Raw genomic sequence first — 23,747 nt, 5'->3', positions numbered from 1 at the left:
GATGCGGTTCCAGCACCGGCTTGCGGTATCCGCCTATCTTGCCGGGCGCCACTGAACCCGTCGCACGATAGCGCTGTGACCACTTCACCACCGAGGACACCGCCACGCCAAATCGCGTCGCAACCGCCCGGCAGCTCTCGCCCCCACTTACAGCTGCAACGACACGTTCACGCAGATCATTGGAAAGAGGTCGGCTCATCAGATGCTGGCCCCCAGACCCAGCCAACATCTTGAATCACAAACCGGCCCGCAGGGGAATCCCTACCGATTCAGCCTAGCCATGAATCGCTCTAGCTTATTGGACCGCACTCGCGGGATGTGATCTGCCCGGCAGCATTGAACGTTAGGAGGGCCGCAACTACGCCGCCTCGCGCGATCTAAGAAATTAGAATGCCATCACCTGAGGGCTGCAGATTGTCCAAATCGGATGCAGGATAGGCTCGAAGGCGGTCCATCCAATACAAGCGGATCCCCTCCGGTCTGGTGATGGTTTTCATGACGTCGCAGCCGCAGTTGATAATGGCGGCGTACATTGCCAGGGTCGTGTCGAGGTCGCCAGCGCCGTAGGCATCAAGCCAATCAATCGCCGCGGCCTTCGGGTCGAAGGACATATCCTCACCTACATGCCGTCGAAGCCCAGAAGGATTAGATTGCTTCCAATGAACTGCTCGTGAATGTGGCAATATGGCTGCGTGGATCGCTCCGCAGTCCTCCGGATGAAGCCTAGTCGCCGACGGATGTAGATTAAGTTCCACGTTCCTTCTCCCAAGGAACTCATCAAACATGCCAACTTTAGGATTGAGTCGTATTTAATTCTGATTTAATATTTAAATGCATCACGGATTTAAATCGGAAGCAATCGAATGAAAGCCGTAGCAGCATCGGTCGCCCTTTTGATGCTTGTTTTGTCGCCGGCCTTGGCCGATCCTGGTGGCATCCCCAACGGTGGCGTTGGTAACGGCAACGGTAACGGCAACGAAAAACACGCACAGGGTGCTCCTGGCCCGCTTGTAGGCGGGATCCCAGCTCTTGTGATCGGAGTAGGCTATGGCGCTTATTGGCTCGTGCGCCGCCGCCGTAGCGGTAGCTGATTTTTCGAGAGACTTACACAGATTGAAACGAGGCCGCTGTATGGCGGCCTCTTTAATCGCTAGGAGATAGCCATGGTCAGGCGCATTCCCATTACTCCGGGCGACTTAACGGATCATCAGATAGGCACAGACGACATTTTGGTCGGCTTCCCAGACGGGACCAACGTCGTATATGGCGACGCCGGCGGAAGTCTCCTGGATCACGCCATCGGTGGTGATGATACTCTCTCCGCGCAACTTGTCTTCAACGCTGCCCTGCCGACCCCCGTTACATTCAACATGTTTGGTGATGCGGTCGGAAATATTTCCGATCATGCCAGGGGCGGCGATGATACCTTGTCCGCTCAAATCACTAGCGAACTATCGCTGACTACATCTACGATTACGGTGAACATGTACGGCGATGCGGGCGGGAGCATTTCCGACCATGCGATCGCTGGCAATGATACGCTGAACGTTCAACTCACCGGGTTTTTTACCCCGATACCCGTCAATGTTTACGCTGACGCCGGTGGCGATTTGTCAGATCACGCCATTGGTGGTCATGACAGGATCACGCTCGCGCTCGGAGAAGGGCATTTTACAGACACTGTTTACGGCGATGCCGGCGGAAATCTTTCCGGCTCCGCCCAAGGGGGCAACGACACATTGACGGCCAGTAACGGACCAGAGAGAACGTTGCGGTTCTATGGTGACGCCGGCGGCGACATGTCTGACCATGCCCACGGCGGCAATGACAGTTTCACAAAAAACGGCTCCTCTGAAACCAACAATTATTTCTACGGCGATGCCGGAGGCGATATGTCGGGCCACGCCGCCGGTGGTAACGACGTTTACACGATGCGCGGCATTGAAACGGACAATTTTTTCTATGGCGACGCTGGCGGCAACATGTCTGATTTTGCCAAGGGTGGCGATGACACCTACAATCAGCTTAGCGGAACTTTTTTCCCAAATTTTTTCTATGGCGATGCTGGCGGAAGCATGTCCGGCAACGCCCAGGGCGGCAACGACACATTCAACAAGACCGGCGGGGAAGGAAGCACATTTTACGGCGATGCTGGCGCCAACATGGGCGATCACGCCGTAGGCGGCGATGATAGCTATAACGGTGGAAACGCCTTCTCACCGGTTCTGAGTGAAGCATTTGGTGATGCCCAGAGCATGTCCGGCAACGCGCAAGGCGGTAACGATACCTTGACCGGATGCAATCTTTCCAACCCACCTCCTGCTGGAACATTCCAATCCCTCCTTATCGGTGATGCGCAGACCATGTCCGGTAATGCGCATGGAGGAACCGACAAATTGATCAGCGGCACTGGAAATGACGATATGTGGGGCGACGCTCAGGTCATCGCGGTGTCCGCCCAAGGCGGCAACGATACGTTCGTGTTCAACTCCAACAACGGTCACGACAAGATCGAGGATTTTGGTCAGGGCCTATCCAATCTAGGGACCGACCACATCGACGTGTCTGCTCTCGGCATCGAAAATTTCAACCAGCTCAACATCTCGGCCTTCGACCCGACGACCCATGAAAGCACGATCACGTTCAGTGCAGGCAACGACGTGGTTGTCCATAGCGAGGAAGCACTCAGGCCTCAGGATTTCACATTCGCGACGCACGGCCTCTTGCTGGCCTAAAAGGCGGTGGCCCGGTCCGCTTGCTTCAACCATTGAAGCGGGCCGGGCTTATGTTGGTTGGCCCAGGCCAATTGGTCCGCCGCATGAGTCCGCTTGGCCCATCAGCGAAGTGGTGGCACCTGTAATTGAGGTCCGCTTTGCGGGGCAATAGCGGACTAGATTTGCTCGTGCTGAGTTTTTCTCATTTTGCACCCGAATTCGGACATCGCACTCCTTTTCCACCAAACGGGGCACATAGGCTCGCACAGCCGTCCGCCTCAATGATGCCTGACGGTGATCAACGAGGGGCCACCCAGGCTGACAGGAAGTATTTCAAAGAGCACATGAACCATGGGCGCGTCCGTCTTGTTGAAGACGGTGTGGTTGACGTCGCCAGATTCGAAGAAGAACTCGCCGGGGCCGTAAACGACGGTCTTGTCCGGCAACACATAAGTCATGTAACCCGAGGTGACTTGGCGGATGCCCGGGCCCTCATGATTGTGCTCGCCCACATATCCGCCGGGGCCGAGCGTCAATTCGGTTACGCGGAGCTTGTACTTTCCGTTGATTTCCTTGAGGAACCCCTCAAGAGGTGCCTCGAACCTAATCTTGGCTACCAAACCCTTGGTATCGACCTTCACCGGACTTGCTCCAGTCTGCGCGCGAGCTACGCCCGCCCGCGCAAGCAGCGCCAAAAGGGGCACCGCCGCGATCGTTTGCAGAACGTCGCGCCTGATAGGTTCATCGTTCGTCATGACGGGTCCCCCCGTTATGGACTTTGGATTGGCATCGAAGCCCCATTTGATCCGCTACCGAGGGCAGGACTAGTACAAAGTTCGGACTACTTTGCGGGCGCACAGCATGATATGTTCAGTCATGCATCTCTACGGGCAATATTGTCCGGTGGCGAGAGCGGCAGAAATCCTTGCCGACCGCTGGACTGTGCTTATTGTCCGCGAGCTTCTTGCTGACGTTGGTCACTTCAACGAGCTTCAACGCGGTCTTCCACACATGTCCCGCACGCTGCTTGCCGAGCGACTGCGGCGCCTGGAGCGATTCCGTGTGCTGGAGCGACGCATCGCCTCGCGAGGTAAACAAGCCGAATATCGCCTGACCGCGGCTGGCCGCGAACTGCAACCCATCATCGATCAGTTCGGAGAATGGGGAGCGCGCTGGGCTTTCGGCGATCCGCGGCCGAGTGAGCTCGATCCCATCATCTTGCTATGGTGGATGCGACGCCGTGTGTGCATCGAGGCCATAGGCAAACGTCGAGTGGTGATCCAGTTCGACTTCCGCAGACTCAGGCAGGGCTATTGGTTGTTGATCGAACGTAGGGACATTTCGGTATGTCTCAAGGATCCCGGCTTCGACATCGACGTGATCGTCTCGGCCGATATCGGGGCGTTTTATCAAGTTTGGCTGGGACGCATGAGCTTTTCCGAAGCTTTGTGTAAAGAGCTGGTAAGGCTGGATGCGGCACCGGCGGACGCGCGTTCTTTTCCGGGTTGGTTTGCCTGGAGTCCGATGGCAAATGCGGTGCGCCGCGCGTTCGCAGATAGGCGGGTGGCTGCAAAAAAATCCCTACCTGTCACCAGGATTATGCTTCGCGCGGGCTGAGTCCAAGACTAGCTGCCCAGGCAAGTCAGTCGGCGTTTAGATGTCCGCTTTGCCCACAGCGGACGTAACGCATTTTTTCAGCGTGACGTCACTTGAGGGAGATCGATCTCAGGCGGCTTGCAGTATCAGCTCACTGACGCGTTCTGGTGCATCGAGCATAGCCATGTGCCCAACGTCCGGCAGTTCGAATGCGGTCCAGGATTTATCGCTCTTGCAGTCTGCAAGTGCCTTGTCAAAGGCCGGCTGCGGAAATTTGGGGAGGCGGATGTATGTCTTCTTCGAAACCTTCTGGAGCGCCCCGGAAACCTTGATCTGCTGGAGATAGGTGCCGACCGGATGAGGAGTGGCTTTGGATTCGGCGAATGCCCGATCCGGTTCGGCAACGATAGCGGCGGTCGAGATCTTCGTTAATCCACGAACGCCAGCCTCGCCCTTGTCGAGGGCCGCTTGTATGGACTTGCGAACCCCGTCGGCCGCGAAGTCTGCCACCCTTTGTCCGTCGGCCGGAATGAAGGCATCAAGCCATACAACCGATGAGACTCTGTCGCCGATGTTTTCGAGTGCGCCCGAGCATACGAAGCCTGCATAGGACCACGCCACGAGACGGACGTTCTCGAGGCTTTCCCATTGAATGAGGTTGACGACATCTGCGATGTGGGTGTCCAGATTGACGTCCTTGGTAAGCAGATGCGAGCGCTCGCCCAAACCCGTGAGTGACGGAGCGAATACTTTGTGACCGCCCTGTTCAAGCCGGTCAGCGACCCGGCGCCAGATCCAGCCGCCGCAAAATGAGCCGCTGACAAGTACGAAGGTCTTCCGCGCCGACTGCGCGCGGGCTGTCCTGATCGCGCCAGAAGCGGTCGCTACCAAGAGACCACCGGCTGAAGCACTGCAAAGCATGCGGCGGCGACTAATTCCACTTTTTGTCATGACAAATTCTCTTTTGCATAGGGAAAATATGACTTTGGCGGATACGATCGCAGGATACCAAAGCATCGGTTCGCGGCCAAGGTCTGCATGTAGCCCTTCTGAGACATGCGGGTTTGGCCGAATGTCCGGTTTGCTCCGGAAGCTACCCTCTACGTGAGATGTCGTGTTCACCCGACCCAGACATCAGGCGATTTTCCGTCTTGTGCCGCTATAGGAGGGCTATTGTTGTAAGACTCGAAAATCGAATAACCCTCTTGCGATAGGTGATCTCTGGACTTCTCTGCTTCTGCGTAGCTTTTCATTGCCACTACGGACGTCCGTGATGAAACGTCCCTCGCGTCGCCCGCGTAAAATGCATCAGCGATTTCTAAGAAGACATCCGTTGAAAATTGCGCCGCGATGTAACTTCGGTGGTTTGACACCGTGACCTGACCGCAGGTTCACTCGAAGGAAAACGACCGCGGGTGGAACTTTCGGTTTCGCTCCGAGTCATATTTGTGACGGGGTGCGGCCCGCCCGCGGAGGAGGGAAGCCAAGGGAGTGATCATGCCAACGTCCCGCCTTGGAATGGCTGCGGCTGGCCTTGCCCTGGTCGTTCTAGGAGCGCTGCCGAATGCGGCCGAGGCGGGCTTGCGCCTGCGCGTTGGCGGCCCCGTCGGTGTCGCGCGCTTCGCGATGGCCGGCATGCTGTCGGTCGCAGGTCTCCGTCGCGCACGTATGGCGGCGCGCCACAGCCGCGTCCGAATGGCTGCCTTAAGACCGCAAGATCTTCGCCCCGCCGCCGAGTCGATCCGCCCGAGCGAGCGCGCGCAGCTCACCGCCATCGCGGCGCTGGCCGGCTGGCAGGGCGGCCGAGCTGCGCAAGGCTGGTGGCAGCACGCCGACGGTTCATACGGCTGGGTCGGTCCGCTGTTCTGGCCGTTCGCCTATAGCGATCTCTATGACTACGCGCTTCTCAGTGATGGCAGCGGCTTCTGGGGCTATGGCTACGGCGATCTCTACGCCGCGATCTTCTCGCCTTACGCTGCGAGCGATCTCTCAGCGTTTGCGGCCGAGCGCCCCGCCGGGAGGCGGCATCGCAAAGCGCCCTCCGTACAGGAGGAGCTCTGTGGCGGCGACACCGCCGAGACGACCGGCTTTCCCCTCGAACGGATCGGCCGGGTGGTCGCGGCGAACGAGGCGCAACGCACAGCCTTCGACGAGCTCGCAAGCGCCTGGACTTCCGCCGGCGACACCATCCGCGCCTCTTGTCCAGCACAGGCCGCAACTACCGCGCTCGAACGGCTCGCGGCCATGCAGAGCCGCGTCAACGCGATGCTGAGCGCAGTTGCGGTCGTTCAGCCGCCATTCCAAAAATTCTACGATCTCCTGAACGATGAGCAGAAGGCACGGCTCAACGCGCCCCAACGCGACCGCCGCACTAACGCTGAGGTCGCGAAGCTGAAGGAGATGCAGGACGCCGCCTGCCAGGCGAGCCGCGAACCGCAGGACGAGCAACAGGCAGAAAAGCAATACCGCCAGCTCGTCGCCCAGCAATGGCCCCTCGACGACATCGCTGCCACCTTGAAATTGAACGATACCGAGCGCGCCGCGCTCGAATTGGTGCAGGACACCACGATGTCCACGATGGAAACCTTAAGCGCATGCCCGCCAAAGGACGCGCTCACCCCGCCGGCCCGCCTTAAGGCTGCAAAGGCGCGGTTGGAAGCGATGCGAGAGGCGATCGGAAGCGTGAACGACGCGGTCGACGATTTCTATTGGTACCTGAGTGACGAGCAGAAGACGCAGTTCGAGGGGCTCGGGCCGAAGAAGCGGGGGATGTGATTCTTCCATCCCCAAGCGGCGCTGATCGGCTAAGGCAGACTTCGCATCCCTGTCGCATTTGCGCCGATCCACCGGGCTTCGACAGAACAGCGTTTCATCGTGACTTCAACGCAAGCATCATCAGATTCTTCCGCGAGCATCTCGTTGGCGACGGCAGCACTCGCTGATCTGGACGAAACGGACGGCTACTGGCTCTCAGACTTATGCCTCCGACCGAATGTCCGGCGAGCCTGAGCGGCAGGTCAGCAACCCGCGCCGCTCAGGCGCCTTCTGCGTGAATGTTTAGTGACGTCCCAAAGGGGCCGAGTAGACAAGCGGCGGCGGGCGGTACGGCTGGGCCGAAATGCCGAAATTCTGCCCGTACTGCTGCCGAACCCCCGGTATGTTGATAACGCCAATGCGGGTGTCCGGCGATCGCGCGTCGAGCGGCGGCTGATTCGTGATCGGAGGATTGACCTTGTTGACCTCGCCCATCAAGCGCTTGTTGAGATCGTCATAGCCGCCTTTGGCATTGCCGGCGTTTCCGGAATTGCCGCGGGCGGCGCTGTTGTTTCCTGAACCCTGCTGCGGCCCGAGGTCGAGAGCCGGCGGCAAATTATTCCGCTGCGGATCGACGCTTACGGGCGGAAGGGACATCGGCGGCTCCTCGGTCTGAGCCATAGCGACTCCCGCCACGGCAACAGCCGTCAAATTGATAAGCAATAATAGGCGCATCCCAATCACCTGCTCGACCGTTACGATAGCGGCATCCCTTGAATATAATGCGCAGATTGCAAAAGCGTATGTCTTGCGCAGGGATGCGATTCAAATTCTACGCGCTTCGGCCGCTCGCAGTAAACCGTTTGTCGAAATGATACCCAATCAACATCTTCGGCAGGATCAACCCCAGGGTGATCGCAAGAGTGATCAGGAAGGCATTGATTCCATCCGCGAGCGTTGCCTGCAGCAAGCCTGAAACGTTACCTCCGCTCGCGACGAGTTCGAGGAGCCCATCCGCCATCCGGAACAGGAACACCCCCGGGATCAGCGAAACCACGGATGCAAAGGCAAGCCCCGCATAGGGCAACCTGAGACGTTCTGCCACAGGCGTGGTGATCGCTCCGACAATGAGGCAGGCGATGAAGGCGGCGCCCGCCAGGCTGACGCCGGCCTTGGCCAAGAGGGCCCAACGCACGCCATGGGCGAACATCCCGATCAGGATCGGGACTGGCAGCATCCGCCACGGCATGGAGAAAAAGGTACCATAGGCGGACACCGCCGCACCCGCAGCGATCACGTCATAGATCAACGGGACCGGCGGCGACGGCGCCGATGCCGGCAGGTTGGCCCCGCCGAACGACAGTCCGGCGAGCAGGCCGATGCAGATCGAAAAGATGATCAGGCTGGCATAGACCACCCGGCAGATCCCGAGCGCCAGCCGTCCACGGGCAAGGTCGATCGTGCCGTTGAGGACATGCGGGCCCGGCACCAGCACCATGCAGGGACAGACGGCGACCAGCCGCTGCAGGCTGGAGGAGAACTGGAGATCGACGACCAGCGCGCCGATCGCGCCGGCGAGCAGCGCGGCGGCGAGCGGCTGGGCGAACGGGTTATGGCTCCGCCCTGCAATCCAGCGGCGCAGGCAGGCGCCGAGGCCGGCGCTGACGGCGATGACGATCAGGCTTGCCACATGCGCGGCGCCGAAGATGATGCCGAGCGCGGCGGCGCCGATGGCGGCGAAGGATGCGAAGCGAATGAGCGAGACGGGCGGGCGAGCCTGCACCCTGGCAAGGGCGGAGCGCAGCAGTTCTGGTGTGGAGGGGTGATCGCAGAAGTCGTCAATCAACTTGGTTGCGACGGCGACCTTTCCCATCTCGATGCCGACCGGCCTCGCCTCGACGGTCGTGCTCGCCACTCCGCCGCCATTCTCGATCGCGATGGTCACTCCGTCCCAGCGCAGAAAGACCCGCGCAGAAAAGCCGAGCGCTGTCGCCAGCCGCTCGACATACTCGGTCGTGCGCTCGCTCGTCTGGCCGTTCGTGAACAGCAATATCGCAGCCGTCACCAGCACGTCGAGCGCGCGCGCCGGATCGCAATCCGGGCTTCGGGCGGCGGCTGCCCTATCAAGCGGCTGGCTCATCGCATCAACAAAACCCAATCTCCGATCGAACGCGTATCAAAAGTGCGATACCGCCCGCCTCGCGGATGGTCTTTCCGATTTCCATAGCCGTTTTTCCGAATGGCCCGACGCCACGATTGTGGCGTTTCAACAAAAGGCGTGCATCGCGGAAATATTTCCCTGCTTGCCCGGCGTAGCTTGCGACGCTCGCCGCGAAGCGAGTGCATTTCGCACGTCATCGTTCATCACATCAGGGATTAGCTCATGTCCGACAGCCATCTGAGGCAGCCTATCCGTGGCGCCAAAGGCGCAACCGATCCGGGTCCCCGCAACGCCCTGCTCGACAGCCAGAACCCCGACATCCTCACGCCGCCGGAAACCGACAACGGTTCGCTCCCGAACCTCAAATTCTCCTTCGGTATGGCCCACAACCGCCTCGAGGACGGCGGTTGGGCGCGCGAGGTGACGGTGCGCGAACTGCCGGTCGCCAAGTCGATGGCCGGCGTCAACATGCGACTCGATTCCGGCGTGGTGCGCGAACTGCATTGGCACAAGGAAGCGGAGTGGGCTTACATCCTGCAGGGCAATGTCCGGCTGACCGTCGTCGACGAGGACCGCAATGTCGCGGTCGACGATCTGAAGCCGGGCGACGTCTGGCTGGTGCCGGCCGGAATTCCCCACTCGATCCAGGGCCTCGATGGCGGCTGCGAATTCCTGCTGGTGTTCGACGACGGCAATTTCTCCGAGAACGAGACATTGCTGATCACCGAATTCATGGCGCATACGCCGCCCGGCATCCTCGCCAAGAATTTCGGCATCGGTGTCGAGCACTTCGCCAACATTCCGAAATCCGAGAAGTACATCTTCCGCCTCCCGGTGCCGGCATCGCTCGAGATCGTGCGCAAGCAGCTTCCCGACAGCCCGCCGAAGCTTCCCTATGTCTGGCACGCCTCCGAACATCCAGCGACCCCGTACAAGGGCGGATCGGTGAAAATGATCGACGTCACCAACTTCCCTGAAACCACCCTGTCGGCGCTGATCATGGAGATCGAGGCTGGCGCGCTGCGCGAACTGCACTGGCATCCCGATGCCGACGAGTGGCAATATTATCTGGAAGGACAGGCCCGCATGACGGTGTTCGATGCCACATCGAAGGCGCGGACGTTCAACTACACTTCCGGAGACGTCGGCTTCGTGCCGAGGACCATGGGCCACTACATCGAGAACATCGGTCCGACCACGCTGCGGCTGATCAACGTCTTCAACAAGCCGCGCTACAAGGACATCTCGCTCAACAACTGGATGGCGCTGACTCCGCCTGACCTCGTCAAGGGACATCTCAATCTCGACGACACCGCGATGAAGGCGCTGAAGCGCGAGCGCTGCGCGGTCGTGCGTTGATCCGAGATCAGCTTTCGCCTGAGAGCGGGCGGCGAGATTGGCCGGCTGGCGCGTCAGCCGGCCTCTATGGATCACGCCTGAACGAGGGCCTTTTCGCGGCTTGCAATCAGAGCCCGCAACGGCTCCGCGACGGCGACAGAGCTGTGGGTCCGCTGGTCCGTGCACACCCACACGATTTCGCCGGTGGAGCGGAGATCGTCGCTGCCCCTGGCGAAAATGGCGAGCGCCAGCGTGATCGAGGACCGACCGATCCTCGCAACGCGCACGCACACATCGATCTCCTCGTCGAACCGGATCGGCGCCTTGTATTCGACGACCGACCGTACAAGGTGAAAATCGACGCCGGTCTTGGCGACCTCGCCGAGATAGTCATAGCCGAGCGCGCGAAAATACTCGGTGATCGCGGTATCGAAATAGGTCAGGTAGTGCGCGTTGAACACCACGGCCTGCGCATCGACCTCGGAATAGCGCACCCGAAACGGATGATGGAACCAAAAATCCTGGCGCATGCTTTCTCCATCCACGAAGTATCGTCCATCCCCTGATATCACGATCGCGACGGATGTGAGCTGCCCGTGGCGCGATCGTTGACCGTCCGCCGCCTATATGCTACACACTGTAACGTTATCACTGGTCACAATACAATGGATGATGATCTGCCGGAACTCGGCGAACTCGAACGAGAGGTGATGCAGCTCGTCTGGGCGCATGCGCCTATCACCGCGGAATCGGTACGGGAGCGACTGGATCGACCTCTAAAGGAATCGACCGTCCGCACGGTGCTGCGCAGGCTCGAGGAAAAGGGCTTCGTCACGCACGACGTCGAGGGGCGAACATTTCTGTTTCGTCCCGTTGAGGACCGTCGGAAGGTGGCGGCGAAGGCGGTCCGGCGCATCGCCGACTGGTTCTGCAACGGCTCGATCGAAGATGTGCTCGTTGGCATCGTCGACGCCAAGATGCTGAACAAGAAGCAGCTCGAGCAACTATCGAAGAAGATTGGACAGGCAAAAAGCGAGAGGAAGTGATGTTGGCAATCGTCATTGAAGCCGCGATCCGCTCGTCCGTGCTGATCCTGGCGATCTGGATCGGACTGAAGGCGCTGCGCATCTTTAATCCGCATATCCTGATGTCGACATGGCGGCTGGTGCTGATCGCCTCTCTTGCGTCACCTCTCATGGTCGGCCGGCCAATGTTCACCCTCGGGGCTGACATCCCACCGGCTCTCCTTGTCCTGACGGGAGATATGTCGATCTCTTCCCTCGCTTCCGATCTTGCTCCCGCTTCCGCCGGGCAGCATGGCGCGATATCGCCGCACTTCGACTGGCGTTTGCTTGCCGCCTCGATCTATCTGTTGGTTGCTGGCTGGCTTCTGCTACGACTGGCGGTTGGCACCGCGCTCGGTTGGCGGCTGCAGATATCGGCTGATCCGGTTTATGAGGATTGGACCGCAGGCAAGGACGTGCGCTCGAGCCCTGCGATCAAGGCGCCCGGAACGTTCGGCTCGACCATCCTCCTGCCCGAGCATTACGGCACCTGGGATGTCCTGGACCGGCGCGCGATCATGGTCCACGAGGAATCGCATGTGCGCCAACGCGATTTCTATTTTGTGTTGCTGGCGGCGATCAACAAGGCCGTGTTCTGGTTCAATCCGCTGGCCTGGTGGCTCAGCAGCCGGATCATCTATCTGGCGGAGGTCAGAAGCGACGCCGCGGCGATCGCGGACATCGAAGATCGCATCCGTTATGCCGAGCTTCTGGTCAGGCTGGGACATGGACCGAGCGGCTCAACCAGCCTGGCGATGGCGAGAGCGGAGACCGTCGCGCGGCGGGTTGAACAGCTCCTGGCGGAAACGCGTCTGCCGAGAAAGATCGACTGGAAGGCGCGCGCGGCGATCATCGCCTGCGTTCTGCCGCTGGCAGCAATCTCGTCGGGCGTGGTGGCGCAGGCTCCCTCCCCTCCAACAGCGGATAATAGTGCGATGACATCAGATCCCGACACGATCGCCGAGCGCAGGTTGGAGCAAGCGCAGCCGCGCACCGAGGTTCCGATCGACGCAAAGATACTCGATAATTACGTTGGCTATTATCAGCGGGCGGCGTTGATCTTCACGGTCACGCGGCAAGGGGATCAGCTCTTCGTGCAGCTCACAGGCCAACAGCCGGTGCAATTCTATCCCGAGAGCCCCACCAAATTCTTCGCCAAGATCGTCCATGCGCAGATTTCCTTCGTCACCGATCCGCAACGGAAGGCTGCAGCGCTGGTGCTCCATCAGAACGGTCACGAGCAAATGGCAAAACGGGTGGACAAGGCCGAAGCCGACAGAGTGGCGGAGCAGCTTGCGAAGCGAATAAAGGACGGCACCGCCCAACCGGGCAGCGAGGCGGCGTTACGTCGCACGATCGAAGCTATTCGGGCCGGGCAGCCGAACTACGACGCGATGACGCCGGAATTGGCAGTCGCTACCCGTCAGCAATTGCCTGGGCTCCAGCGCGGCCTGGAACAATCGGGACAATTGCAATCGATCTCCTTCAGGGGCGTGGGTAGCGGCGGCTGGGATGTGTACGAGGCCAAATATGACAATGGCCTATCGATCTGGAGGATTACGCTGGCGCCGGACGGAAAGATCGCGGGACTCCTGGTCCAGGGCGGACCATAGCGACGTAGTCCACCACACAAATGGCATTGGCGGGCTAGCCTTAGCTAACCCGCCGATGACCTTGTCGTTATCCCGGAATGCGCGAACAGCCTAGCTCGCGCGACGCGATGCTTGTTCGTCTACCCGGGAGCGAACCACCTTGTCGCCCTCGATCGCCATCGCCTGCAACGTCGTCCGGTCGACCTTGCGGGGGGTGCTACCGCACTGTTTCAGATGCCGGCGAAAACGGTTTCGATTGTAAGCAATTGGCGGAACAGGCCGGCAAGACGCTCAATAGCGCGTGACCTTTGCGATCGCAGCGCAAGCCGTGCCGCCAGGCTGCCGACGCGCTTGGGCAACTCGCGCCAGCGATCCCCCTTTCTTGCTCCTGAGAATCTGCCATAGTAACGACAATGTGCTCCGCCCTCACCATGCTGACCCCGCCGCGGATTACAACCGAAGGGTTCACGGACGCCGCTGCAGCGGTTGCCCGCCTGGAAGAGATTTACGAACGTAATACCGCCTTCCTGCGGAAACACTTCGAGGCCTACGCCAATGGCGCGCCGCTCACGGCGCGCGTGCGCGCCAACTATCCGTTCGTGCGCATTGCAACCTCGACCTATGTGCGGGTCGATTCGCGCCTCGCTTACGGCTTCGTCGCAAGGCCGGGGGTATATGAAACCACGGTGACGAGACCGGACCTGTTCCGCACCTACCTCACCGAGCAGATCGGGCGATTGATCGACAACCATGGCGTACCGGTGGAAATCGGCGAGTCGAACGAGCCGATCCCGATTCATTTCGCCTATCGTCGCGACATCAACATCGAAGCTGCACTCACGCCCGGCGACAAATCGAACGTAATGCGATCGCTGCGCGATCTCTTCGATGTGCCTGACCTGGCCACCATGGACGATGCCATCGCCAATGGCACGCTCGAGCTCGCGCCTGGCGCTCCCGAGCCGCTGGCCCTGTTCCGCGCGGCACGTGTCGATTATTCGTTGCGCCGGCTTTATCATTACACCGGCACGGATCCGGAGCACTTCCAGAACTTCGTGATCTTCACCAACTACCAGTTCTACATCGATGCGTTCGCCGAGTTGAGCCAGAAGCGTCTGGCTGCGGGCGCGATCGGCCCCGACGCCTTCGTCGGCCCGGGGAACGTGATCACGCGCAACGCGCGCCTTGGCGGCGGCACGACCGGGATCGCGCCGCAACGCATGCCGCAGATGCCGGCCTTTCACTCGGTCGAGGCCGGCTATCGGGGCATTACCCTGATCAACATCGGCACCGGTCCGTCCAATGCACGCAACATCACCGATCATGTCGCGGTGCTACGGCCGCACGCCTGGTTGATGCTTGGACACTGCGCTGGTCTCAGGAATACACAGCGGCTCGGCGACTACGTGCTCGCGCATGGCTATGTGCGCGAGGATCATGTGCTCGACGATGAGCTGCCGCTCTGGGTGCCGATACCGGCGCTGGCCGAGATGCAGGTCGCGCTCGAGGAAGCCGTGGGTGAAGTGACCGGGCTCGAAGGCTTCGAGCTGAAACGGTTGATGCGCACGGGAACAGTCGCAAGCGTGGACAATCGCAACTGGGAGATCGGCGATCGCTCGGTCATTCGGCGCCTGTCGCAATCGCGTGCGATCGCCCTCGACATGGAATCGGCGGCGATCGCCGCCAACGGCTTTCGTTTCCGCGTTCCCTACGGCACGCTGCTGTGCGTCTCGGACAAGCCTCTCCATGGCGAGATCAAACTCGCGGGCATGGCGAGCGAGTTCTATCGGCAGCGCGTCGGCCAGCATCTCGAGATCGGCCTTAAGGCGCTCGAACGACTGCGGGAGCAACAATTGGAGCGCCTGCATTCGCGCAAGCTCCGGAGCTTCGCCGAGGTCGCGTTTCAGTAACGCGTCAGATCTCGCGCCGCTTGTCCACGCCAGCAAGCTTCAACCCACCAGGAATGTCTCCAGTTTCTCGCAGAAGAAATCCGGAACCTCCTCGGCAACGAAATGACCGCTATCCTCCGCGACGACACTCGTGAGATCGGCGGCCTGATCGCGCAAGGATTCGGCGAGCTTGTCGCCAGCGCTATGACGCCCGGTGATGGTCATCACAAGTGGCATCAGTTTGCGTCCGCGCAGCGTCTCGGCGAGCTTCGCATCCTGGCGCAGCGCTCGATAGTAGTTGAACCCGGCCGTCATTCCGCCAGGGCGGGCGTAATGATAGGCGAACTCTGAAATGGCATCCTCGGAAATGGCCATTTTGTCGTGCGACCAGGCCCGAATCTGCGCGCGGATGTAGTCGCGCTCTCGCCCCCTGGTCAGCATCTCCGGAAACTCCGGCGCGACGTGAAATCCATAGTGCCAGGCTCCGCCGCGCAAGGCGTCCAAATTCTCGGTTCCCGGAAGCAGGCAGTCGACGAGCACCAGCTTGGAAACGGCTTGCGGGTAAAGGTGGGCGAGGACATAGGCCGCCTTGCCGCCCATATCGTGGCCGACCACGTGGGCTGGACCGGGTCCCAGGTGGGCGATCAATGCGCGTATGTCCCCGGCAATCGTCTGCTTGTCGTATCCAGCCTCGGTGCGCTCCGATAGCCCGCACCCACGCAGGTCAGCCGCAACCACAGTGAACTTCCTGGCCAGTCGCGGCATGATGCCGCGCCAGGCAAACCACGTCTCGGGCCACCCGTGCAGCAGAACGACGACAGGGCCGGATCCCATGGCAACGTAGTGCATGCGGATGCCATTCACATCGACGAAACGACTAGACATCCCGGTCGGTATCTTAGTGGGCTCCGCGCTATCGGGCTTCTCTTGAGCAGAGACGGACTGAAGTCCGGCCGCTGTCGCAGCCGCGCCCGCGAGCAATATCTGTGATCCTCCGAACAACAGTGATCGCCGGTCGAATTCCATCGTGCACCTCATCTTGGCCGAGTTCTTGCACGGAATGTTCATCATGGACCGCACCGCGTCTATCCGCTATGAGCGAATGATCTGCATAACCAGGTGTTATGAATGGATCTGAGCGCCGCCCTTCGTGCTTTCGTGCGCACTGTCGAGCGCGGCTCCATCACCGCCGCTGCCCGTGACCTGGGCGTCTCACAGCCCGCGGTGAGCAAGCTGTTGCGCAACCTCGAGCAGTATACCGGTGCGCGCCTGCTCGAGCGGACCGCGCGCGCGGTGCGCCCAACCCCGCAAGGCCTGATGCTCTACGAAGCAGGCGGGACCTCCCTGGCGGCCATCGATGCAGCGGTAGAGATGGTGCGCCGTGATATGGGCGAAGTCGGTGGCAAGCTGCGCATTCACGGCCCCGTCTGCCTTGGTGAAAGCCATCTGCACCGCATCGTCATGGACTTCCAAAAGCAGCACCCGACCGTATCGGTCGACCTCACGCTGGAGAACAGGGCGGCGGACCTCGTGCATGAAGACATCGACCTGGCGGTTCGCATGGGACGCCCGACGGACCAAAGTACCGTCCTGCGCAAGGTCGGCATCATCAAGCGTATCCTGGTTGCGACACCTGAGTACCTGGCAGAGCATGGTCCGGTCCGGCGCTGGCAGGCACTGACGGACCACGCGCTCGTCGTCACTGACGCGGTGCTGTCTCGTCGAGGAACACTGACGCTCTTGAGCGGCCCCAGAACCATCGAAGTGCCAGTCCGGCCTGTGCTGAAGACCAACAACGCGCGGGTCCTTATTGCGGCCTTGCTGGCGGGCCGCGGCCTGGGTCCGGTACAGCTTCCATTGGTGACGGAAGAACTGCGTGCGCGACGTCTGGTGCAGGTGCTGCCGCAGCACGAGATTCGAGCGAGCGAACTCTACGTGGCTTATCCGACGTCGCGCTTCCTGAGACCTGCAGTGCGCGCCTTCATCGACTTCGTGGTACCCGCGCTGCGCGCTGTCGAGGGTATCACGTGAGCGCGGCGGAGGAACATCCACCACCGGCCTGAGTTACAGTTTTAGAGGGAACCCAGCGCGGCCCTTTCTCCTGCCGAGGACTGATCATGACGGGCGGACGAGCGCAGATCAGCGACGTCAACATTGGTCTGCATCATCTCGCCGGCATACTGGGCGTACCCGAGGACGCGACTGCCATCGTGATCTTCGCGCATGGCAGCGGCAGCGGCCGCCACAGCCCGCGCAACAATCAGGTGGCGGCGGGCTTGCGCGAGGCGGGCTTTGCCACCCTGCTGCTCGATCTCCTCAGTGAGCAGGAAGAGCGCAACCGCGGCAACGTTTTCGATATCGGTCTGCTGGCGTCACGCCTCGCAGAAGCCGTGGACTGGGTCCATGCCAGGCCCGAATTCGCGGCACTGCCCGTCGGCTATTTCGGCGCAAGCACCGGGGCCGCGGCTGCACTGGTCGCCGCGGCCGAAGGGCAGAATGTCGGCGCAGTGGTCTCGCGCGGCGGACGGCCCGATCTCGCCGGCGAGGCGCTGCGCGCCGTCACCGCGCCGACGCTGTTGATCGTGGGCGGCGCCGACCTGCCGGTCATTCCGCTCAACCGTGCGGCCTTCGCCGCGCTTTCCTGCGAGAAGGATTTGGTCATCGTGCCACGAGCCGGTCATTTGTTTGAAGAACCCGGCGCGCTTGAGGAGGTCATCGAGCACGCCAAACGCTGGTTCCGCCGTTTCCTGTCATCGCCGCTGACAGGAACCTGCGACGAGCGCATCTTCGCCGACCGGCGCGAGGCCGGACGCCGGCTCGTGCCGACGCTTCTGAAGTTCAAGAACGACAACCCGGTGGTGCTGGCTCTGCCGCGCGGTGGCGTACCGGTCGCATTCGAGGTCGCGCAGGCGCTGAACGCGCCGCTCGATGTCGTGCTGGTGCGCAAGATCGGCGCGCCCGGACACGAAGAGCTCGGGCTGGGCGCGGTGGTCGATGGCGCGAAGCCGCAGGTGGTGATGAACGACGAGATCGTTCGCGCCATCGAGCCCGGCGCCGACTATCTCAAGGCGGAGACATCCCGCCAGCTCTTAGAGATCGAGCGGCGGCGCTGCCTCTATCGCGACAGCGAGCCGCCCGTCGACATCACAGGCCGCACCGTGATCGTGATCGACGACGGCATCGCGACCGGTGGAACGATGCGGGCCGTGCTCAAGGCACTCTCCAGGGCGGGTACGCGCCGGCTTGTGCTCGCGGTGCCGGTCGCTCCGCCCGATACGCTCGAGGCCCTGAACGCCGAAGCAGACGAAGTCATTTGCCTGATGAATCCCGAGTCGTTCTTTGCAGTCGGCATGCACTACCGGGATTTCAACCAGATCTCGGATCGGCAAGTGGTGGAGCTGCTGCGCCGCGCCAAGGGAAATGGCGGCCGTGCGTGAGCGACATCTCCTTGTTCAATTTCGCAGCCAGCAATCACCAGGCTCGCGCGAACATGGAGCCGAAGTCGGTAGCCTCCTCCCATGCTTGACCATCTTGCACCAGCCGCCTATCTGGGCTTGCATCAGTCGCGGACAGGAGATGCAAATATGGCGATTGGCGATGTCGATGTGCTTGATTTGTGCAACAGCACAAAGCTGCGGCGCGCTGCTCGCCATGTTAACCGTTTCTACGATGCACATATCGCGGCGTCCGGGTTACGTGTCACGCAATACGCGATTCTGGGTCATCTGAAGCAACGCGGACCGAAGTCGATGCTTGAGTTGGCAGAGATGTTGACCATGGACCGCGCCACGATCGGTCATAACCTTCGCCCGCTTGAACGTGACGGCCTGATCAAGATCGAGATCGGTCCGAAGGATCGGCGGGTTCGCCTCATCTCCATAACTGAGGCTGGTTTGGAGCGGTTTAAATTGGCGCGGCCGGGATGGGAACGTGCGCAAGCTGAATTCAAGACTGAGTTCGGTGCTTCCAACGTCCTTGCCATGCACAAACTCATGGATCAGCTTCTCTCGTGCGGTTTGGGCGAGCGCGGCGAGAAAGAGACTTCGGTGAAGGCTCAATCGAGCAAAACGGTCCAGGCCAGATCGGGACGGAATAGGCCGAAAGCGGCATATGGCCGTTCAAACACATCCCCCTGACCGCGAGATGTTTGAATCGCTCGCCGCCCAATGAATCCAGCTTGACCGCATAGTCCGCCACCCGACGTGGCGAAGCGCGCTCCGCCTATTGCACTGCGCCGCTGAGGCGCCACGCGCAAAAGTTCGAGTTCGTCGAGATCGATCGAAATCATCACCGTATCCATTTTTGGCCTTCCCTCGGCATCCGGAAGGTAAACCCGGCGCTTATGGGAGAATGTGATGCCTTCTGTCGCTCTGTGATCCCCCCAGGAATGAAGCTCGCGGAAATCTGTCGGAGCTGATTCCAACGAGCGAGTCCGCCGTGCGCTTCGATCGAAAAGCCAATCAGGTCATGCATACGCGCGTCCAAATCCCGAAAATGCCGTTCCTCAAGTCGAGAAATGTTTATCGGTCGTTGAGCTGACGTGGACGGCCTACTGAAAGGCCGCCCGATTCTTCTCGACGAACTCACTGACGGTCATCGGCGGCCGACCGGCGATCTTCTCGACCAAGTCATTCGTCCCAGCGAAGATACCGTCGTTGTGGTCGATCGCTACCTCCTGCAGATGCTGCGCAAGGAACGGAATCTCCTGTCCGGTGACTTCGCGCGCCCACTGCTGCGCGGTAATCTTCTCGTAGCGGATTTCCTTGCCGAGGATTTTACCCACCGTCGCGGCGATTTCCGGAGCCGTAAGCTCGACGGGGCCAAAGAGGGGATAGATTTGCCCCTTGTGCGGCGCCGGATCGGCCAGGATCGCGGCGATGACAGCCCCCTGATCTTCCGCAGCAATGGGCGCATGGCGGCCCGTCGTGCCGAAAGGAACTGACATCCGGCCCGCGCGAATCATATTTCGCATGTAGAGGAGCCAATCAGCGAAATAAGTCGGGCGCAGGTGCGCGACGGGCGTCCCGGCCCAGTCGAACACGCGCTCCGACAGCCAGTGCTGAAGCGCAGCATCGCTTTTCGAATCCCGACGAGACGATTTCTGCGACATATTGACGATGAACTCGGCCTTGGCCTCAAGCGCAGCCTGCGCGAACTGCGCCGTCGCCTGGGTGATGCCGGGCCGGATCGGATAGACGAAGTATGCCCGCTGCGCCCCATCGAACGCACGGCGTACGGCTCGGAAGTCGAGGAGGTCGCCGACGACGATTTCGGCCCCCTCGGCTCGGAGCTTGCTGGAGCGCTCGTCATCGCGGTGAACGAGCGCCCGCACAGGAAAGCCCTGCTGCAGGAGAAGCTTGGTGGCAACGCGGCCGGTCGCACCTGTAGCGCCGGCGATCAAGATAGTCGGTTTCATCCTGGATACTCCCTCACTTGAGGCGGCGATCCGTGCCCCGCTTTGATCGATAGGGGCATATTCCCCTAAAATACGGGCATACAAGACTTTTTGCAACAGGCGGATTCCTTCATGAACTTGCATTCGATAGCGGCAGGAGTTCCTGCGACAGCCTACCTGCTTGTGACCGATATCATGCCGCTCAAGCGCGCCATGGGCGATCCAGAACGGGCAAACTCCGCAGATGCATGATGAATTCGAGCGCGTACTTGGCCATCGCCACGAAGGCGGCGTCGCTCCTGTCGTTACAGATGTAACTTCTCAGTCCGATCGCGTCATGATCCAGTAGCAGAGCTCGCCAACATTTGAAGACCGCACAGCCCGCGTCTGGCGGTGCCCTTGCTCACGCTTGCGAGGACGTCGAATGAACATCGTTTCGCACAACGGAGACCGAAGGATTTGTCTGAAGCGTCATTTACACAACGGCATGATTAGCGTCGCGATCAAGATGATTGTCCTGAGCACCGCAGATCGCATTTCGTCAGCGATCGACGTCAGAGCGCCACTGGGTCGACGGGCGTTGCAGGACCGCAGATCGCGGGCAGAAAGTAAGCAAACAAGTGACTCTTTTATCACGTCTATTCCTGCTGGTGGCTATCGCATTGATCCCAGCTATCGCGATTCAAGCCTACAATGAATTCCAATTCCGTTGCACCCGCCAAGTCGAAGTGCAAAACCAGGCCCTCAACCTGGCGGAGCTTGCCGCGGCGGAACAGCGGCAGATCGTCCAGGGAATGCATCAAGCCCTGATCGCACTATCGGAGCTTCCGGCGATAAAGGCGAAGAACACGGAAGGCTGCAACGCCTACCTCGCCAGGATCATGCGACGATATCCGGGGTTCATCAGCTTCATCGTGGTCGACACGAACGGCGACGCCTTCTGTGACACCAACATTGACTACAAGCGATCGACCGCGGCTGGAAGGCCCTACTTCGCCGACGTACTGAAAACCGGCAAATTCACAGTCGGAGAGTTCGCAATCGGTCGGCAGACTGGTCGCAAGGTCCTTCATTTTGCGCTGCCCTTCTATGGCGACGATGCCCGGCTTGGCGGCGTCGTCATAGCCGCCCTCAGCCTGGATTGGCTTGCCGGCTCCATCGCTCAGCAGGACGTGCCGCCGGGAGCTGCACTTGCGATCATGGACCGGAACGGCACGTACCTGGCCCGTTATCCCGACAACGACCGCTTTGCCAGCCGGAGGATACCCGGGGATAACGATCGAAAGCCCGACCATCGGAGCACTGCCGATATCGTCGATCTCGATGGTGTGGAGCGGATCGTCGGCTATTCGGTCCTGCAGGATGGGGGAATCGTTATCGCCTTTGGCCTCGACAAAGCCCGGGCGTTCACCGAGATCCAGCACGGCACACAGCGTGGCGTTTTCCTGATCGTACTGAGCACCGCGCTGGTGTTGAGCCTGACGTCGCTGGGGGCTCGGCGGTTCATCCATCGTCCGCTCGAGCAACTGGTCGACGCCGCCAACCAATGGCGGCTAGGCGACCTTGCACGACGCGTCGACGTCCAGGGAACATCCGAAATCATCCGGGTCGCCGAAGCGTTCAACACCATGGCCGATGCGCTCGAACGCCGCGAGCACGAATTGTCCGAAGCAAAGGAGAGAGAGCCGAGGAAGCTGCCGCTCGGTTCACCATGATTTTTGAGAACACCACCGACAGCGTGCTTATCGTCGATCGGGATTGGCGGGTCAGCTATCTCAATGGACCGGCCTCGGCGAGTGTCGCCCACGGCCGGAACATCGTCGGCATGGCCCTTTCAGAAGCCTTTCCGGTCGCCGCCGATCTGGAAGCCTTGAAGAAAATTCGGGAGGCGACGTCAGAGCGACGACCGACCTATCTCGAAATGTTTTGCCCGCGCACGAACGTCTGGTACGCACTCAATGCCTTTCCCTCCAGCCACGGCCTCGCGATCTTCCTCCGCGACATCACCGATCACAAGCAGGCCCTGGAGGCGCGCCGTCAGATGGAGGAACAGCTCCATCAGAGCCAGAAGATGGAGGCCGTCGGCCAGCTCACCGGCGGCGTCGCGCACGACTTCAACAACCTGCTTACGGTGATCTCTGCGAACCTCGAACTCATCGAGGATGCCCCAGATATCGGCAAGATCCGGCAATACGCCGCAGCGGCGCGACGTTCCGTGCATCGCGGAACGAAGCTCACGACGCAGCTTCTCGCCTTTTCCCGTGGGCAGGCATTGAAGCCGGAATTCGTCAACCCCAATCGGCTCCTTTCCGAATTCCAGGGACTCATTCGCCAAGCCGTCGGGGATGGATGCGAAGTCCAACTGCGGCTCGATGAAGAATTATGGATGTGTCGCGTTGATCCGTCGCTTCTGGAGACTGCGCTCCTCAACCTGGCCTTGAATGCGCGCGATGCCATGCCTGGTGGAGGTGTACTGCAGATCGAAACCCGGAACGTGGTCCAAGACAGGAGCTCAGTGTCCGGCTGTCCGCCCGGATCGTATGTGAGGCTCTCCGTCGCAGACACCGGCTGCGGAATGCCCCCGGAAGTGCGGGACCGCGTGTTTGAGCCATTCTTCACGACCAAGGATGTCGGGAAGGGTACGGGACTCGGACTCAGCATGGTCTATGGCTTCGTTCGACAGTCTGGTGGCCATATTGTCATCAACAGCGCACCCGGCGCCGGAACTACGATCGATCTATACCTCCCCAGGGCTGCGCAAGCGCGTGAGGCTGATCCGGAGTGCTCTCAACCCCAGGCCATACCGACTGGCACGGAACGAATTCTACTCGTTGAAGACAACGAGGATCTGCTGGAGGCCACGTCAGCCATGCTGACCACGTGCGGCTATCAGGTTTCCTGTGCCCGGAACGGCATGGACGCGCTTCGGATACTGCAGAGCGGTCAGGATTTCGAGCTCTTGCTGAGTGATATCGTGATGCCCAACGGAATGAGCGGAGTTGAGCTTGCTCGCGAAGCGAGGAAGCTCGGCAAGGATATCAGAATCCTGCTCGCCTCCGGCTATGCGGCAGATGTATTGGAACGACACAATGCGGTCGGGGAATTTCCAATTGTCGAAAAGCCGTTCCGCCTGGCAGAGCTTGCCCGGCGTCTGCACGCGATGCTGCACGAAGCATGAGCGCTGACCCGTTTACCACAATGCTGATTGCTGGTTGGCGGCCACCGCAAATCCCTCGGGCAGGTG

At 60.6% G+C, this 23,747-nt stretch carries 21 protein-coding genes; 12 read left to right on the top strand and 9 right to left on the bottom strand.

What is annotated here, in order from left to right; genetic code table 11:
• Positions 1-199, bottom strand: a 199-nt coding sequence (locus YY7_RS59130; protein ID WP_155255527.1) for a helix-turn-helix domain-containing protein, incomplete at its 3' end; no start/stop codon positions are given.
• 178 nt (positions 200-377) lie between these two features.
• Positions 378-611, bottom strand: a complete 234-nt coding sequence (locus tag YY7_RS54435) for a nuclear transport factor 2 family protein (protein WP_155255526.1) — start codon at positions 609-611, stop codon at positions 378-380.
• A gap of 552 nt (positions 612-1,163) precedes the next feature.
• On the opposite strand from YY7_RS54435, the gene YY7_RS0140350 reads away from it, so the two are divergent.
• Complete coding sequence (locus YY7_RS0140350) at positions 1,164-2,735, top strand: hypothetical protein (protein ID WP_028168125.1); 1,572 nt, start codon at positions 1,164-1,166, stop codon at positions 2,733-2,735.
• Positions 2,736-2,992: 257 nt separating this feature from the next.
• Here YY7_RS0140350 and YY7_RS0140345 read toward each other — a convergent pair whose 3' ends face one another.
• The gene (locus YY7_RS0140345; protein ID WP_028168124.1) at positions 2,993-3,469 is read right to left on the bottom strand and encodes a cupin domain-containing protein; all 477 of its coding nucleotides are present in this window, start codon (positions 3,467-3,469) and stop codon (positions 2,993-2,995) included.
• A gap of 121 nt (positions 3,470-3,590) precedes the next feature.
• On the opposite strand from YY7_RS0140345, the gene YY7_RS0140340 reads away from it, so the two are divergent.
• A complete protein-coding gene (locus YY7_RS0140340; protein ID WP_028168123.1) occupies positions 3,591-4,331 on the top strand; it encodes a winged helix-turn-helix transcriptional regulator in 741 nt (246 codons plus the stop codon).
• A 108-nt stretch (positions 4,332-4,439) separates the two neighbouring features.
• Here the strand turns inward: YY7_RS0140340 and YY7_RS0140335 are convergent, their stop codons facing one another.
• Complete coding sequence (locus tag YY7_RS0140335) at positions 4,440-5,261, bottom strand: alpha/beta fold hydrolase (RefSeq protein WP_196237406.1); 822 nt, start codon at positions 5,259-5,261, stop codon at positions 4,440-4,442.
• 567 nt (positions 5,262-5,828) lie between these two features.
• Between YY7_RS0140335 and YY7_RS0140330 the strand changes: the two genes are divergently transcribed.
• On the top strand, positions 5,829-7,085 hold the full coding sequence (locus YY7_RS0140330; protein ID WP_035692206.1) for a Spy/CpxP family protein refolding chaperone: 1,257 nt from the start codon (positions 5,829-5,831) through the stop codon (positions 7,083-7,085).
• Between the two features lie 282 nt (positions 7,086-7,367).
• On the opposite strand, the gene YY7_RS63890 is transcribed toward YY7_RS0140330, so the two are convergent.
• Both YY7_RS63890 and YY7_RS54425 read right to left on the bottom strand, forming a co-directional pair.
• On the bottom strand, positions 7,368-7,808 hold the full coding sequence (locus YY7_RS63890; protein WP_433994563.1) for a hypothetical protein: 441 nt from the start codon (positions 7,806-7,808) through the stop codon (positions 7,368-7,370).
• Between the two features lie 88 nt (positions 7,809-7,896).
• The gene (locus tag YY7_RS54425) at positions 7,897-9,204 is read right to left on the bottom strand and encodes a threonine/serine ThrE exporter family protein (RefSeq protein WP_051397176.1); all 1,308 of its coding nucleotides are present in this window, start codon (positions 9,202-9,204) and stop codon (positions 7,897-7,899) included.
• Between the two features lie 243 nt (positions 9,205-9,447).
• Here YY7_RS54425 and YY7_RS0140315 point away from each other — a divergent pair, with 243 nt between their 5' ends.
• Complete coding sequence (locus tag YY7_RS0140315; protein WP_028168120.1) at positions 9,448-10,584, top strand: cupin domain-containing protein; 1,137 nt, start codon at positions 9,448-9,450, stop codon at positions 10,582-10,584.
• Between the two features lie 71 nt (positions 10,585-10,655).
• Here YY7_RS0140315 and YY7_RS0140310 read toward each other — a convergent pair whose 3' ends face one another.
• A complete protein-coding gene (locus tag YY7_RS0140310) occupies positions 10,656-11,093 on the bottom strand; it encodes an acyl-CoA thioesterase (RefSeq protein ID WP_028168119.1) in 438 nt (145 codons plus the stop codon).
• A gap of 135 nt (positions 11,094-11,228) precedes the next feature.
• Between YY7_RS0140310 and YY7_RS0140305 the strand changes: the two genes are divergently transcribed.
• The 3 genes from YY7_RS0140305 (at position 11,229) to YY7_RS0140290 (ending at position 15,129) form a co-directional block, all read left to right on the top strand.
• Complete coding sequence (locus YY7_RS0140305) at positions 11,229-11,609, top strand: BlaI/MecI/CopY family transcriptional regulator (RefSeq protein WP_028168118.1); 381 nt, start codon at positions 11,229-11,231, stop codon at positions 11,607-11,609.
• Positions 11,609-13,240, top strand: a complete 1,632-nt coding sequence (locus YY7_RS57100; protein ID WP_051397175.1) for a M56 family metallopeptidase — start codon at positions 11,609-11,611, stop codon at positions 13,238-13,240. The genes YY7_RS0140305 and YY7_RS57100 overlap by 1 nt, the downstream gene beginning before the upstream one ends.
• A gap of 410 nt (positions 13,241-13,650) precedes the next feature.
• Complete coding sequence (locus tag YY7_RS0140290; RefSeq protein WP_028168117.1) at positions 13,651-15,129, top strand: AMP nucleosidase; 1,479 nt, start codon at positions 13,651-13,653, stop codon at positions 15,127-15,129.
• A 39-nt stretch (positions 15,130-15,168) separates the two neighbouring features.
• On the opposite strand, the gene YY7_RS54415 is transcribed toward YY7_RS0140290, so the two are convergent.
• Positions 15,169-15,993, bottom strand: a complete 825-nt coding sequence (locus YY7_RS54415) for an alpha/beta fold hydrolase (protein WP_035692224.1) — start codon at positions 15,991-15,993, stop codon at positions 15,169-15,171.
• A 243-nt stretch (positions 15,994-16,236) separates the two neighbouring features.
• On the opposite strand from YY7_RS54415, the gene YY7_RS0140280 reads away from it, so the two are divergent.
• The 3 genes from YY7_RS0140280 (at position 16,237) to YY7_RS54405 (ending at position 19,244) form a co-directional block, all read left to right on the top strand.
• On the top strand, positions 16,237-17,139 hold the full coding sequence (locus YY7_RS0140280; protein WP_028168116.1) for a LysR family transcriptional regulator: 903 nt from the start codon (positions 16,237-16,239) through the stop codon (positions 17,137-17,139).
• Between the two features lie 86 nt (positions 17,140-17,225).
• On the top strand, positions 17,226-18,545 hold the full coding sequence (locus tag YY7_RS64845) for a phosphoribosyltransferase family protein (RefSeq protein WP_349642706.1): 1,320 nt from the start codon (positions 17,226-17,228) through the stop codon (positions 18,543-18,545).
• 147 nt (positions 18,546-18,692) lie between these two features.
• Positions 18,693-19,244 carry a MarR family winged helix-turn-helix transcriptional regulator gene (locus YY7_RS54405; RefSeq protein ID WP_051397174.1) on the top strand — a complete coding sequence of 184 codons (552 nt, stop codon included), beginning with the start codon at positions 18,693-18,695 and terminating at the stop codon, positions 19,242-19,244.
• 413 nt (positions 19,245-19,657) lie between these two features.
• On the opposite strand, the gene YY7_RS0140260 is transcribed toward YY7_RS54405, so the two are convergent.
• Positions 19,658-20,647 carry an NmrA family NAD(P)-binding protein gene (locus YY7_RS0140260; RefSeq protein WP_349642705.1) on the bottom strand — a complete coding sequence of 330 codons (990 nt, stop codon included), beginning with the start codon at positions 20,645-20,647 and terminating at the stop codon, positions 19,658-19,660.
• 584 nt (positions 20,648-21,231) lie between these two features.
• Between YY7_RS0140260 and YY7_RS63885 the strand changes: the two genes are divergently transcribed.
• Positions 21,232-22,218: a HAMP domain-containing protein gene (locus YY7_RS63885; RefSeq protein ID WP_245287581.1), complete on the top strand. Its 987-nt coding sequence runs from the start codon at positions 21,232-21,234 to the stop codon at positions 22,216-22,218.
• Complete coding sequence (locus YY7_RS63880) at positions 22,215-23,681, top strand: ATP-binding protein (protein ID WP_245287580.1); 1,467 nt, start codon at positions 22,215-22,217, stop codon at positions 23,679-23,681. Before YY7_RS63885 ends, YY7_RS63880 begins: the two co-directional genes overlap by 4 nt.
• Positions 23,682-23,747: the final 66 nt, after the last annotated feature.

Origin of the sequence: Bradyrhizobium elkanii WSM2783, from assembly GCF_000472865.1 — a bacterium.
In the GTDB taxonomy this organism is placed as follows: Bacteria; Pseudomonadota; Alphaproteobacteria; order Rhizobiales; family Xanthobacteraceae; genus Bradyrhizobium; species Bradyrhizobium elkanii_A.
Note: the sequence above shows the minus strand (reverse complement) of the source record. Positions and strands in the feature narration are given on the sequence as shown.